The 14056-nt window shown below is 37.8% G+C and carries 11 protein-coding genes; 10 read left to right on the top strand and 1 reads right to left on the bottom strand.

Annotation, left to right across the window (positions count from 1 at the left end):
• Nucleotides 1-166 precede the first annotated feature (166 nt).
• The 10 genes from OSJ91_RS11625 to OSJ91_RS11670 all read left to right on the top strand — a co-directional run bounded on the left by OSJ91_RS11625 (nucleotide 167) and on the right by OSJ91_RS11670 (nucleotide 12603).
• A complete protein-coding gene (locus OSJ91_RS11625; protein ID WP_485891621.1) occupies nucleotides 167-1162 on the top strand; it encodes a thiamine pyrophosphate-dependent dehydrogenase E1 component subunit alpha in 996 nt (331 codons plus the stop codon).
• 12 nt (nucleotides 1163-1174) lie between these two features.
• Complete coding sequence (locus tag OSJ91_RS11630) at nucleotides 1175-2158, top strand: alpha-ketoacid dehydrogenase subunit beta (RefSeq protein ID WP_485891622.1); 984 nt, start codon at nucleotides 1175-1177, stop codon at nucleotides 2156-2158.
• Between the two features lie 280 nt (nucleotides 2159-2438).
• Nucleotides 2439-3809 carry a sigma-54 interaction domain-containing protein gene (locus tag OSJ91_RS11635; RefSeq protein WP_485891623.1) on the top strand — a complete coding sequence of 457 codons (1371 nt, stop codon included), beginning with the start codon at nucleotides 2439-2441 and terminating at the stop codon, nucleotides 3807-3809.
• A 441-nt stretch (nucleotides 3810-4250) separates the two neighbouring features.
• Nucleotides 4251-5804 (top strand): acyl-CoA synthetase, encoded by a 1554-nt coding sequence (locus OSJ91_RS11640; RefSeq protein ID WP_485891624.1) that lies wholly within the window; start codon nucleotides 4251-4253, stop codon nucleotides 5802-5804.
• Between the two features lie 183 nt (nucleotides 5805-5987).
• Nucleotides 5988-6782 carry an enoyl-CoA hydratase/isomerase family protein gene (locus OSJ91_RS11645; RefSeq protein ID WP_137018382.1) on the top strand — a complete coding sequence of 265 codons (795 nt, stop codon included), beginning with the start codon at nucleotides 5988-5990 and terminating at the stop codon, nucleotides 6780-6782.
• Nucleotides 6783-7035: 253 nt separating this feature from the next.
• A complete protein-coding gene (locus OSJ91_RS11650; RefSeq protein ID WP_485891625.1) occupies nucleotides 7036-8502 on the top strand; it encodes a GntP family permease in 1467 nt (488 codons plus the stop codon).
• A gap of 195 nt (nucleotides 8503-8697) precedes the next feature.
• Entirely contained in the window at nucleotides 8698-9141 is a 444-nt protein-coding gene (locus OSJ91_RS11655) for a MaoC/PaaZ C-terminal domain-containing protein (RefSeq protein WP_413017147.1), read from the top strand.
• 406 nt (nucleotides 9142-9547) lie between these two features.
• Nucleotides 9548-10471 (top strand): DMT family transporter, encoded by a 924-nt coding sequence (locus tag OSJ91_RS11660; RefSeq protein WP_350302355.1) that lies wholly within the window; start codon nucleotides 9548-9550, stop codon nucleotides 10469-10471.
• A 443-nt stretch (nucleotides 10472-10914) separates the two neighbouring features.
• Entirely contained in the window at nucleotides 10915-11892 is a 978-nt protein-coding gene (locus OSJ91_RS11665; RefSeq protein WP_252269646.1) for a ring-cleaving dioxygenase, read from the top strand.
• Between the two features lie 111 nt (nucleotides 11893-12003).
• Nucleotides 12004-12603 (top strand): nitroreductase family protein, encoded by a 600-nt coding sequence (locus tag OSJ91_RS11670; protein WP_350302356.1) that lies wholly within the window; start codon nucleotides 12004-12006, stop codon nucleotides 12601-12603.
• A 99-nt stretch (nucleotides 12604-12702) separates the two neighbouring features.
• Here OSJ91_RS11670 and OSJ91_RS11675 read toward each other — a convergent pair whose 3' ends face one another.
• The gene (locus tag OSJ91_RS11675; RefSeq protein ID WP_485891626.1) at nucleotides 12703-14046 is read right to left on the bottom strand and encodes an aminotransferase-like domain-containing protein; all 1344 of its coding nucleotides are present in this window, start codon (nucleotides 14044-14046) and stop codon (nucleotides 12703-12705) included.
• Nucleotides 14047-14056: the final 10 nt, after the last annotated feature.

Below are 14056 nucleotides of genomic sequence, written 5' to 3' on the forward strand. Positions count from 1 at the left end.
CCTTATATACAAAAGAGGATTTAAGTTTGCTAGAAAAACAAACATCTAATAAGAAAGGTTAGTAATTTGTGATACAGATACCCATTTTTAAATTTGGGTGCCAGCATGAGCAAAATATTCTGGTTTTAACGGGAAAAGGTTTAATTATTAGGAGGGATGATGACATATGGTTGAAAACCGCCATCTACAGGCAGGTCTTAGTGATGAGCAGGTGCTTGAGATGTATAGAATTATGTTGTTGGCAAGACGAATTGATGAACGGATGTGGCTGTTGAACAGATCTGGAAAAATTCCATTTGTCGTTTCTTGTCAAGGGCAAGAAGCAGCACAAGTGGGTGCAGCATTTGCATTGAACCGTGAAAAGGATTATGTACTTCCTTATTATCGGGATCTCGGAGTGGTGCTCGCGTTTGGGATGACCGCCAGGGATTTAATGTTATCCAGTTTTGCCAAAGCAGAAGATCCTAATTCAGGCGGGCGTCAAATGCCTGGGCATTTTGGGCAAAAAAAGAATCGCATCGTGACGGGATCTTCGCCAGTTACCACTCAAGTGCCACATGCAGTGGGGATTGCACTCGCTGCGAAAATGGAAGGAAAGGATATTGTTTCATTCGTTACATTCGGAGAGGGTTCATCAAACCAAGGTGATTTCCATGAAGGAGCGAATTTTGCAGGTGTACATAAACTTCCGGTCATCTTGATGTGCGAAAATAATCAGTATGCCATTTCCGTCCCGATTGAAAAGCAATTGGCTTGCAAGAAAGTGTCCGACAGGGCCATTGGTTATGGCATGCCAGGGGTGACGGTTGATGGAAATGATCCGATCGAAGTATACCGGGTGGTAAAAGAAGCTGCTGAGAGAGGAAGGCGCGGTGAAGGCCCAAGCTTAATCGAAACGGTTTCTTACAGGCTTACACCACACTCAAGCGATGATGATGATAGTCAATACAGGTCGCCTGATGAAGTATCGGAGGCAAAAAAAATAGATTCGATCATTACTTTTGGCGCCTATTTAAAAGCGGCAGGAATAATGGATGATCTCATGGAAAAACAAATGAACGAGGAAATAATGGAAGTTGTGAACGAAGCGACGGATTATGCGGAAAGTGCTCCATTTGCAAATGAAGACACGCTCACAAAATACGTTTACGCAGAAAGGTAAGGAGGAAAAAAGATGGCAGTGATATCTTATATAGATGCCGTGATAATGGCGATGCGGGAAGAAATGGAACGTGATTCCCGAGTATTTGTCTTAGGTGAGGACGTAGGGGTAAAAGGCGGCGTTTTTAAAGCGACTTCAGGGTTATACGAACAATTCGGGGAGCAGCGTGTTATTGATACACCGCTTGCTGAATCCGCAATCGCAGGAGTTGGCATCGGCGCGGCCATGTATGGAATGAGGCCGATTGCGGAAATGCAATTCGCTGATTTTATCATGCCTGCAATCAACCAAATCATTTCGGAAGCTGCAAAAATCCGTTATCGCTCCAATAATGACTGGCAATGCCCTATCGTCATCAGAGCTCCATACGGTGGGGGCGTACATGGGGCGTTATACCATTCACAATCCGTTGAAGCCATTTTTGCCAATCAACCGGGACTTAAAATTGTCATGCCCTCTACGCCCTATGACGTGAAAGGGTTATTGAAAGCAGCCATTCGCGATGATGACCCGGTCCTCTTCTTTGAACATAAACGAGCCTATCGCCTAATTAAAGAAGAAGTGCCGAATGATGATTATGTTTTACCCATTGGTAAAGCGGATGTAAAACGTGAAGGCGAGGACGTTACAGTGATTACTTACGGACTTTGTGTTCATTTTGCGCTTCAGGCAGCTGAAAAGCTGGCCGGTGATGGCATATCTGTTCATATACTTGATTTACGAACCGTTTATCCATTAGATCAAGAAGCCATTATGGAAGCTGCATCTAAATCCGGAAAAGTCCTATTGATTACTGAAGATAATAAGGAAGGGAGCATCATAAGTGAAGTATCGGCGATCATTGCAGAAAACTGCCTCTTCGATCTCGATGCCCCAATCATGAGACTCGCGGGTCCAGATGTTCCAGCAATGCCATATTCACCATCATTAGAGAAATCATTCATGGTGAATCCAGAAAAAGTGGAAAAGGCACTGCGTGACCTGGCTGCCTATTAGATGATCGGCATGGAGGAACAAACCTTGGGCATCCGTTTAAATTGTTGTTTATATTGGGAATGATCTTAAAAATGAACGTAAGTCTAGCAACTATAAAAAAGGTTGCCAGGCTTTTTTTTTGCGCTGAATAAATCATTTATAGTGAAAAAATAATCCGTTGGATTACGTTAGGGAGAGCATTTAAAACTCAGTGATTTTTGGGGAATTTTCACTTCGTAAATATATATTGAATAAAATGCGTGGTATTATATGGTAAAGCATTCTAGGTAAAGGAGAACTAATGATGAATACTGGACAATTATTCAATAATAAACTATTAGATATGGTGTTTGAAAGTACATATTATGGAATTGTAATTGTCGATAGTCACGCAAAAATTCAATATATTAGCAATAAATATTGTGAATTTTTAAATGTTGAACGCAGTACAGTGATTGGTGAACATGTGACGAATATAATTGAAAATACAAGGCTACACCTAGTAGTGCAAATAGGTAAATCGGAAATCGCTGATATACATTTTCTTCGTGGTGATTTTGTTATCGCTAATCGCATTCCTATAATCGAGAATAAGGAAATAATTGGTGCGATTGGGACAATAATGTTTCGTGATCTTGATGACTGGAACAAAATGAATAGCCACATTAAGGAGATACTGACAAAACATAATTTTTACAAAAATGAAAGAGATGTTACAAATGGAGTAAAGTATTCCTTACACAATTTAATTGGAAATTCACAAGAAATACAACAGTTAAAAGAACGGGTGAAAAGGGTTGCTAGAGGTGATATCTCTGTACTAATTAGAGGAGAAAGCGGTACAGGCAAGGAAATAATAGCACATAGCATTCATCAGTTAAGTGGGAGAAGTGACAAACCACTTGTGAAAATAAATTGTACTTCAATTCCGGAACACTTGTTAGAATCTGAACTTTTCGGTTATGAAGAAGGTGCCTTTACAGGGGCAAACAAGGGAGGGAAAATAGGAAAGTTTCAATTTGCTGATGGTGGGACTGTTTTCCTTGACGAAATTGGTGATATGCCTCAGCATATGCAAGTCAAGTTATTAAGGGTTCTTCAGGAAAAGGAATTTGAGCCTGTAGGTTCGCTTTATCCAAAAAAACTAAATGTTCGAGTGATTGCTGCAACAAATCGCCCTTTAGAAAAATTGGTGGAAGAAAAGCTATTTCGTGAAGACCTATTTTATAGAATTAATGCTGTCCAATTATTTGTTCCTCCTTTAAGAGATAGAATTGAAGATATCCCTGTACTTGTTGATTATTTTTTAAAAAAAGTCACAGCTCGAATAGGAAAACGAGTAACTTCTGTACATCCTGAGGTGCTTTCAGTAATAGAGCAATATAACTGGCCAGGGAATATTAGAGAACTAGAGAATGTGATTGATGCAGGTGTTCACCTATCAAATGACGAAGTAATCGGAAAAGATGCTTTACCTGATTATCTAAAACGTCATAACGTTAAAATGAAAGAAGAAAGTTTAAAGGATATTGTGGAGGAAACAGAAAAGAAGGCAATCGAAAGAACGTTAGGAAGGTTTAAGTTCGATAAAAAACGGGTTGCGGAAACTCTTGGAATAGGGAATTCTACCCTTTACGATAAAATAAAAAAATATCGGATTTCTGACCAATAAAAATTAATCCGGGATTTCAGAATTCATTCCGAAATCCCGGATTAATATTTTAATTTCCATATTAGTGTAGATAAAGTTCACATTAAAGGAGAAAAAGACTATAGAACAGCTCTAATTTGTATTTAAATTATGAAAATTAATGAATAAAAAATCAACTGATCTAAATTCAGTTGATTTTTTTTAATTCTTTTCTGAAAAATCAGAAAATAATTAATTGAATATTCCACGATAATTAGAAAAAGTAAGTCAGTATAGGGGGTTTACGTGTTGGAATGAATCTTGCATTCAAATTTGAAGAAAGGAGGAAAGGAATCGATAAAGACGAGTGGTCATTTTAATGGCATTTAAGAGGCCCTTGTTTAGTAAGAATTACTTTGAACAAATTTGCGCTTCGAGATCTGTAATTTGAATCTGCTTACACATTGAAAAGGAGGAATTTCATTGGATGTCGGTTTTATAACAAGAAAAATGGCAAATGATTTAAATAATATAAATCCTAGAAAAATAGCAATAAAAGAAGAAGTAGGAAAGTCAATGACTTACATGGATCTCCACCATATATCAAATGCGTATGCAAACAAGCTTTACGAATTAGGAGTTCGAAAAGGGGATCGTGTCGGTATTTTACTTTACAACTGTCTCGAATATTTTAGTCTATATTTTGCCATTGCGAAAATCGGCGCAATTGCCGTTCGACTTAATTTTAGGCTATCAAGTGCTGAGCTTGAGTATGCATTAAATGATTCACAGACAAAGATATTGTGCTTCCATTCGAACTTAGCCAATCAGCTGGAATCAGTTTGTAATCATGTTCCTGTTGAGCGTTATTTTTGTCTTCCTCATAGAAATGGCTCAATCCCAGGTTGGTCTGAGTCATGGAGTGTTTTAGAAAGTGGTTCGGTAGATGAGGTCAAAGTCGATAACATCAAATTAAACGATCCGGTCATGCTGATGTACACATCAGGCACAACGGGAAGACCTAAAGGTGCGATTTGGACTCATGATACAACTTTCTGGTTTTCTACGATACAAGCGCTGAAATGGAAATTTACAGGGAGAGAAGTTGCGATGACGACAGGACCACTATACCATGTTGGAGCGATGGAAGATATCGCACTTCCTATTCTCATGATGGGTGGAAGCGTAATAATTACAAAAAGCCAAGAATTCGAGATTGGAAGAATTCTTTCCGTTATTGAACAGGAAAATGTGACCGATGCTTTTTTATTCCCTTTTATGATTTATGAAATGCTAAATTTGCCTGAAATTAAAGAGTATCAGCTAACTTCTTTAAAAACCATTTATACAGGTGGTGATCCGCTAATGCCATGGGCATTAGAACAATTAAAAAAGAGGTTTCCTCAAATTGGAGTTGTTCAAGTTTACGGGTTAACTGAAGGACAACCAATTGCGGCTTCGCTTGAACCACAGGATGCTTTTACAAAAGGCCATACCGTTGGAAAGCCGATGCCACTTACAGAAATTAATATTATTGATGAGGATGGAACGCCCTTGCCTGTTGGTGAAATTGGTGAAATCGCAATTAAAAGTCCAGCGGTTTCTGAGGGGTATTGGAGGAAACCTAATGCCACAATGGAAACATTTGTGAATGGTTGGTGTAACACAGGAGACATGGGAAAATTCGATCATGATGGGTATCTATCAATTGCAGGCAGAAAAAAAGATATGATTCGAAGCGGTGGTGAAAACATATACTCAGCGGAAATTGAAGATGTCTTATATCGCCATGAGGAAGTGAAGGAAGTTTCTATAATTGGTATTCCTGATCCGAAATACATTGAGGCTGTATGTGCTGTTATTGTCAAAAAAGAAGGGGCCAAACTTACGGAAGAAGATGTTGTTAATTACTGTAAGGAACATCTTGCTAGCTACAAAAAACCTAGAAAGGTCACATTTGTTGATGAAATTCCACGTACCCCATCCGGTAAGGTTCAAAAGTTTATTCTTCGAAAACAGTTTAGTGGTATGGAATAAATAAGGAATTTCCAAAAAGTTAAAAAGTTACAAGTTTATAAATACATTATTTCAATTTTTTAAAATGCACATAACCACTATGGATTCTATCAAGATATCTGGGTTTACCCACTGATGCACGTTTTCAACAATGCAAGAATATTTGGAACCCACAAGTACACTTAAGGTTGAGGAGGAAAGCCGATGAAGAATAAAAATCAAGTTGTTTCATGGTCAAAACAGGGGAATATTGCAATGATTATTATTGATAATCCACCTGTTAATGTATTAAGCGCAGATGTTATAGAACAATTGAATCTTGTGGTGGATGAAATTGAAAGCGATTACAAGGTTAAGGTCATTATCCTTACAGGTGAGGGCGAAAGAGCTTTTGTTGCTGGAGGAGATATTAAAGAATTTCCAGGATGGATAGGAAAAGGAGTCGAAGAAGGAAAGGGGAAATCACTTTGGCTTCAGGAACCACTTAATAAAATTGAACGTCTATCACGTCCAACCATTGCTGCAATCAACGGATTAGCATTAGGTGGAGGATGTGAACTTGCCTTAAGTTGTGACATTCGAATTGCGGAAGAACAAATTAGGATTGGACTTCCTGAAATTAAATTGGGATTGTTTCCAGGGGCAGGGGGAACTCAAAGACTTCCTAGACTGATAGGTAAGGCAAAAGCAAAAGAATTGATCTTTACTGGTGAGCCACTGAATGCAGAAGAGGCCAAACAAATAGGCCTTGTTAATCATGTCGTGCCAAAGGGCGAATCCATAAATAAAGCAATGGAAATCGCAAAATGTATTTGCAATTATTCTTTACAATCATTAACTTTTGCAAAGCATTCTATTGATTATGGTTATGAACAAACACTTGAAGATGGACTCATGGTTGAAGCTGAAAATTTTGGTCATGTTTTTCAGACGAAGGATGTTAAGGAAGGCGTTGAAGCCTTTATTAATAAAAGAGAGCCGAACTTCGTTGATCAGTAATCCTGCATGACAAAACCAGAGTCAAGTCCAATTTTTGAAAAAAGAAGATTTTGCAGTTACTAATTTTTGTTAATAAACTAAATAGATAAAGTTATTTTAAAAACAATAAATCTATTCGGGAAATTAATTAATGTTCTTTACTTTATGTTCACTAGAAAAGTGGACTATGATGCGCAAGAAGTCTTGGGGCAATGCATTCAAACCAGCAACAAATGATAACATATTATATTTTGAGAAAAAGGGGGAATTCAATATGGATGTAATGATAATTATTATTTCACTAGGATTACTTATGTTTCTTGCATATAGAGGATTTTCTGTTATTCTTTTTGCACCATTGTGCGCTTTGTTTGCTGTATTTTTAACGGATCCTGGACATGTTTTACCTTTCTTCTCTAATATATTTATGGTTAAGTTGGTTGAGTTTGTTAAATTATATTTCCCGGTTTTTCTACTAGGTGCTATTTTTGGGAAATTGGTTGAAATAAGTGGAGTTGCAAAGAGCATAGCTAAAATTATTGTCCGTTTTATCGGGGCTAAACAAGCCATTCTAGCCATTGTGATAATGGGCGCAATCCTGACATATAGCGGAGTTAGTTTGTTTGTTGCAGTGTTTGCCATCTATCCATTTGCTGCTCAGCTGTTTCGCGAAGCTAATATTCCAAAGCGTTTAATTCCTGCGACAATTGCAGTTAGTGCTTTTACCTTTTCAATGGATTCACTTCCAGGGTCTCCCCAAATTCAGAATGTCATTCCAACGGGATTCTTTAAAACTGACATCTATGCTGCACCGACATTGGGGATTATTGGGGCAATATTTATCATTTCCTTGAGCCTTTTATATTTAAATCATTGTCGACATAAGGCAGCTAGAAATGGTGAAGGGTATTTTGGAATTGGGGATAAAGCTATTGATAAGGAAGCTGCTGAAGCAGAAATGGCAGCTAGTTCTGCTTTATCGGTGGAAACGACTAATAAGTTGGGAATGGATTCTGAAAAAGCTATAAGTAGAAAAGACTGGCTTGCTTTTATTCCGTTGGTGTTAGTTGGAGTAATGAATAAGTTTTTTACTGAGTCGTTTCCTCTTTGGTATGCCAAAGGATTTGATTTTGCTGCAATTGGGTTAAAAGATTATGGAAATGTTGATATGTCTAAAGTTATTGGTGTTTGGTCTGTAGAGATGGCTCTTATTCTCGGAATAATGGCAACCGTCTTATTAAACTTAAAAGCTGTCAAATTAAAATTCAATTCGAGTATTAATATAGGGATTAGTGGGGCATTGCTTGCAACCATGAATACGGCAACCGAATATGGTTTTGGGGGTGTGATTGCTGCTTTACCCGGCTTTACTGTGATACAAGACTATCTTACTGGTATGTTTTCGAATCCTTTAATTAATGGGGCGATCATGACAAATGTTTTGTGCGGCATTACTGGTTCTGGATCTGGTGGGATGAGCATTACGTTAAGCCTAATGGCGGATACGTATATACAAACAGCTGCTCATTTTGACATTCCGTTGGAAGTTTTACATCGTGTCATTGCTATGTCAGCAGGTGGATTTGATACTTTGCCACATAATGGAGCAATAATAACTCTTCTGGCTGTTACGGGACTCACTCATCGCCAGGCATATAAAGACATTTTTGTTATTACCATAATAAAGACACTTGCTGTATTCTTTGTAATTGGTATATTCAGCTTGTTTGCCATCGTTTAAATATTTGCCGGTGAGCATTGGAAAATAAGTTTCGATTTCTAGCTTTAAACGCTTTTTACATCAGATAGTACGTCTTCAAAACATTTTTTATAGTTGTTGATTTTAAAAACTATCACTAAATTATATATTCTATAGTATTTAGTATCTGAATTTTCCGCCTGCTAATTTAACCCCAAGTAGAAGGAGATTGGAATAATGTTTAATAAATATTTCCATCAATATGAAATCGGAGAAACATGGGTGTCGAAAGGACGTACTATAACCGAAGCAGATCTAGTAATGTTTTCTGCATTTAGCGGTGACTGGTTTCCTCTCCATACTGATAAGGAGTATGCAGCAAATACACAATTTAAGCAAAGGATAGCCCACGGAATGCTTATACTATCGGCTGCAACCGGCTTATTTCAATTTGAACCAGGAATCGTCGTTGCATTTTATGGTTTGGAGAAAGTACGATTTACAAGCCCTACTTTTATTGGGGACACGATACATGTAGAATTAAAGGTGATTGATCTTTTTGAAAAGGGCTATCAAGGTGTTGTAACAGTCATCCAAGAAATAAAAAAACAAAATGGAGAAACTGTAGCCATCGCCAATATGAAAATAATGGTCAATTCTGATGCCGATGTAAAAATATAATATTCACTTGATTTATTAGGCGACAAACGTAAATATTTGAGCAGATAAAACGTACTTATTACTAATATCAATATCAAATTAGCTTATGGGTATAAGAGAAAATTCTAAGTAAAAGGTATTATCCCAAACTTTAGCACAGAAATTTAAACGGGCGGTAGGCTGAAGAAACGAAATAACAAGCTGCGTTTTTCACTTCATTTTTAGATGAAGGCAAGCCTGCACACTGGCTTGCCTTCTTTAATGAACTCAAGCCACTTTAGTTTTTTTAGACATCTTTATCTTGCCTTTATAGGGTGTTGTTTCGATTTTGGTTGAAAAAAATTTCAAGTTCATCTTATATAGCAAGATTTTATATGAAATCCCTAACAATGTTTGTCATAATAGGAAAGTAGGAAGGGGGAACATCATGCTTCGATTATACGGGGCTTTAATAGGCCTTAGTTTGATATGGGGTTTATCGTTTGTTTTTATGAAGTGGCTGCTACCGCCTGCGGGCATTTGGGGGATTGTATTTCTCCGCTGTTTGGCGGGTGCTGTTGTTCTGCTTCCCATTTTATGGTGGAAGCGCAGGGAAATCAATTGGAAATTGCCGTGGAAAGCACTGGTCGTTGTCGGAATCTTCAATTGCGGATTAGCATGGGGATTAATACCTTTAAGTGAAACAGAGATTAACAGCAGCACGGCATCGATTCTAAATGCAACCACTCCGATCTGGACGGGGATCATCGGATTTATCATTTTTTCATACGTTCTAACTGCCCGACAATGGATGGGCATTCTAATTGGTTTCTTCGGAATTCTAGTATTAATGGATTTTCAAATCGGTCAGCTTTTCGGAAAGGAATTCATCGGGATTGGGACAATGCTGCTAGCATCCATCTGTTATGGTTTTGCCGGTCATTTTACGAAAAGATTTCTTTCCAGTACCAGCATATTGGTCATTACGACGTTTACCCTGCTCACGGGTGCCGTTATCGGCTTGATCGGGATGCTAATAACAGAGCCGATTAAGCCAGTGATGTTGATGCAACCGCTGACGATTTTCGCCATAATCGGTCTTGGGTGCTTTGGCTCTGGGGTCGGCCAGCTGATCTATTTCTACATCAATAAAAATGGCAGCCCTGAGTTAGCCGCATCTGTTACATATCTTATTCCTGCAACCGCTATGGTTTGGGGCTATGTCTTGCTTGGAGAAGAAATTAGTCCTAATGTAATTATTGGCCTGCTGATTATTTTCGCAGGAGTTTATCTATCTTCTAAGAAGTCAAAAGAAAATGATGGCACAAACTCTTCATCCGGAAAACAAAAGGAATTGCATCACGTAAAATAAGAATCCAAACGAAATAGCCCTCACGTAAAGATTTTGTTTTATCCTGGGGGCTTTCGTATTGAAACACCTTAATAGTTTTACTTAATTCTGATTTATTTTTGCCAAAGAAGTGATTGATTGTCTTTGCCGCTATTTATAGCTATAGACATTAACCCATATACAGAATGGTATTTACTTTAGGAAAATTGACATTGTGTTTTTTTGCCTAAAATTATTTTGATTTTGAGATATATTAATTTGAGATAATGTTGTTGACAGTGGATGGCATTCGTGATAAATTATCTTTAAGTTAAGATATATTAATTCGAGATAAAAAGAAAAGCATGTAAAACCTTATCAAACCCCTTTAATGAATAGCCACTCTTATTGAAGGAAAAATATAGGGGATTAATGAAAAAGCTGAACATCCAAAAAATGAATCGTTATAATGGGAGGAATAATTTATGAATGGATTAAAAGGTATACACCACGTAACGGCCATAACAAGTAGTGCAGAAAAGAATTATGAATTTTTCACAAATATATTAGGCATGCGTTTAGTCAAGAAAACAGTTAACCAAGATGATATCCAAACCTATCACCTGTTTTTTGCCGACGATGTTGGCGGTGCGGGTACTGACATGACATTCTTCGATTTTCCTGGTATTCCTAAAGGAGAGCATGGGACTAATGAGATTTCCAAAACATCCTTCCGTGTACCGACTGATGCGGCATTGGAGTATTGGGTTAAACGCTTTGACCGTTTAGAGGTAAAAAATACAGGAATCCAAGAACAGTTTGGCAAAAAGATCATTTCTTTTGTGGATTTTGATGATCAGCAATATCAATTGATTTCAGATGAAAATAATGAAGGGGTTGCAGCTGGAATCCCTTGGCAAAAAGGGCCTATTCCTCTGGAATACGCTATTACAGGATTAGGACCAATTTTCATTCGGATCGCCAACTTCGATTACTTTAAAGAAATGATGGAGAAAGTCCTATTATTCAAAGAAATAGACAAGGAAGGATCATTTCACCTATTTGAAGTAGGAGAAGGAGGGAATGGTGCTCAAGTGATTGTCGAGCATAATTCGATTCTCCCTCAGGCACGGCAGGGTTTTGGGACTGTTCACCATACAGCCTTCCGTGTTGAAGACCGTTCCGTTCTGGAAGAATGGATCAAACGAATGGAAAGCTTCCAATTTCATACGTCCGGTTATGTTGATCGTCACTTCTTTGAGTCGCTTTACGTAAGAGTGGCGCCGCAAATTTTATTCGAGTTTGCCACGGATGGTCCTGGATTTATGGGGGATGAGCCGTATGAAACGCTTGGGGAAAAATTATCTTTACCACCGTTCTTAGAATCAAAGAGGGAGCAAATCGAAAAGTTGGTCCGTCCCATTGATACAGTAAGAAGCACCAAAGAATTCATTAAAGAATAATTGACAATCTTTAGCGAATGATATGTTGGTTTATGCCCATACTAAAATAGGTAGAAAATAAAAAATGGAATAATCATTTGAAATAGAAAAAATGCTCTGGAGGAATGACTTATGACAAAAGATTTTTACACGGCCATTAAAGAGAGACGTTCATATTATGGGATCAATAAAGAGGTCGGAGTATCGGATGAGAAAATTAAAGAAATAGTTGAATTTGCGGTAAAACACACGCCATCGGCTTTTAATTCCCAATCTTCCCGCCTTGTTGTTTTAACAGGATCGGCCCATGATAAATTATGGGATATTACGACGCAGGCTTTAAGGAAAGCGGTTGGTGAGGGAGATTTCTCTGGCACTCAACAAAAAATGGATTCCTTCAAAGCTGGATATGGGTCAATATTATTCTTTGAAGATGAATCTGTTGTGAAATCACTTCAAGAACAATTTGCAACGTATGCCGATAATTTCCCTATCTGGTCACAACAAACATCAGGCATGCATCAATTAGTTGTTTGGACAGCACTCGAAGCAGAAGGATTGGGAGCAACTTTACAGCATTATAATCCTCTAATTGATGATGAAGTGAAAAAAGAATGGGATGTTCCAAGTAATTGGAAATTAATTGCACAAATGCCATTTGGAAATCCAACAGCTCAACCGGGTGATAAAGAATTCAAACCACTTGAGGATCGTATAAAATTTTATAAATAAAGTGGACTGATAAGAGCAACCTTGTAAAGAGCCAATTCTAATTGGCTCTTTTTAGTTTATTGCCCTGTGTGGAAAGTGACTATACCTTATGTAAAAGCTTTATAAGTAATAGTTCTGCTTGTTATTCAATTCTTTAAAAATGAGAGCTATTCCTTGGTCAAGTTTTTGTATATTTGTATTGGACACGTTTAATTTTAATATTTTGTCCTGGTGAAAGCCATCTATATAATTTTGACCCATCGTCTCTACCAGTACTTGTTGATTCTGTAAGTTATTGATGAGGTGAGTACTATTTAAACGACGAGGCAGTACGATATGTGCGTTCATACATATGGATGCTGGGCGAAAAAAGCCTAGGGTAGAGTGCTTTTCTAGAGCATCATATAGCAAGTTTGCACGCTCTAAATAGGAGAGACGCACCTTGTTTCTATGGCGTTCAAACATACCGCTTTTTATGTAGATTTCCAAGGCTGCTTGTGAAATCATGGAACTATCAATATCAGCTGTTCTTTTATATAGTTGGAAGCTGTCCGCTAATGGTTTAGGCAATACGGCAACACCTATGCGTAATCCTGGAAACATTATTTTAGAGAAGCTTTTTAAATAAATGACCATGTTATGGGTATCCCCGGAAAAAATAGGGTCTACCTTCATATTTTCTTCGAAATCTGCTAAATAATCATCTTCTACAATATAGACACCATACTTTACTGCAAGTTTTAGTATATCCTCTCTTTCCATTTTAGAGTAAGAAGTCCCTAACGGATTATGAAAACGAGGCATCGTATAAAAGAATTTAATTTTCTGATCACTAAATATCCGTTCTAATTCCCCTAAATCAATACCTTCTGCTGTTCGTTGGATTCCTAGCACGGAAATCTTGTACGCTTTCAATTGCTCCACAAATAGATGATAACTAGGCTGCTCAACAAGTATATCGGTACGTTCATTTGGAAAGGGGATGAACGTTAATAAGGAAAGTGCTTGCTGCACGCCAGAAGTGATGAAAATCTGTTCTTCTTTTGCGAAAACCTGATACTGCTCTAATTGTTTTTGTATCACTTTAATTAAAGAGGGAAGTCCTTTTGGAGTGCCATAGATAAACAATTCTTGCTGATAGGTATCGATGGCTTTGTTGATGCAATGTTGAAAGTCATGATACGGAAATTGATGCCAAGCGGGAGCGGAGGTAACAAAGTCGATGTCCGCTGTTGGTTCGCTTTTACCATCAAATTCTTTTTGAACGACATAATATCCACTTTTAGGAACCGCGTAGATTAAGTGCCTCTTTTCCAATTCTTGCAGTGCTTTCAAGACTGTACTTTTACTACATTGATGTTGATCGCTTAATTGACGAATAGATGGGAGTTTAAAGCCCGCTTTGAGCCGTCCATTCTGGATGAGAGATTCAAATTCATTAAACAAGGCTATGTATTTTAGCATGAATACCTCC

This window comes from Bacillus sp. T-10(2022) (assembly GCF_056502895.1).

What these genes read in the sequence shown, in the direction of transcription:
- OSJ91_RS11655 (WP_413017147.1), top strand. Translation starts at nt 8,698, where the DNA reads ATGTTTAATAAATATTTCCATCAATATGAAATCGGAGAAACATGGGTG.
- OSJ91_RS11635 (WP_485891623.1), top strand. Translation starts at nt 2,439, where the DNA reads ATGATGAATACTGGACAATTATTCAATAATAAACTATTAGATATGGTG.
- OSJ91_RS11660 (WP_350302355.1), top strand. Translation starts at nt 9,548, where the DNA reads ATGCTTCGATTATACGGGGCTTTAATAGGCCTTAGTTTGATATGGGGT.
- OSJ91_RS11630 (WP_485891622.1), top strand. Translation starts at nt 1,175, where the DNA reads ATGGCAGTGATATCTTATATAGATGCCGTGATAATGGCGATGCGGGAA.
- OSJ91_RS11665 (WP_252269646.1), top strand. Translation starts at nt 10,915, where the DNA reads ATGAATGGATTAAAAGGTATACACCACGTAACGGCCATAACAAGTAGT.
- OSJ91_RS11625 (WP_485891621.1), top strand. Translation starts at nt 167, where the DNA reads ATGGTTGAAAACCGCCATCTACAGGCAGGTCTTAGTGATGAGCAGGTG.
- OSJ91_RS11675 (WP_485891626.1), bottom strand. Translation starts at nt 14,046, where the DNA reads ATGCTAAAATACATAGCCTTGTTTAATGAATTTGAATCTCTCATCCAG.
- OSJ91_RS11645 (WP_137018382.1), top strand. Translation starts at nt 5,988, where the DNA reads ATGAAGAATAAAAATCAAGTTGTTTCATGGTCAAAACAGGGGAATATT.
- OSJ91_RS11650 (WP_485891625.1), top strand. Translation starts at nt 7,036, where the DNA reads ATGGATGTAATGATAATTATTATTTCACTAGGATTACTTATGTTTCTT.
- OSJ91_RS11670 (WP_350302356.1), top strand. Translation starts at nt 12,004, where the DNA reads ATGACAAAAGATTTTTACACGGCCATTAAAGAGAGACGTTCATATTAT.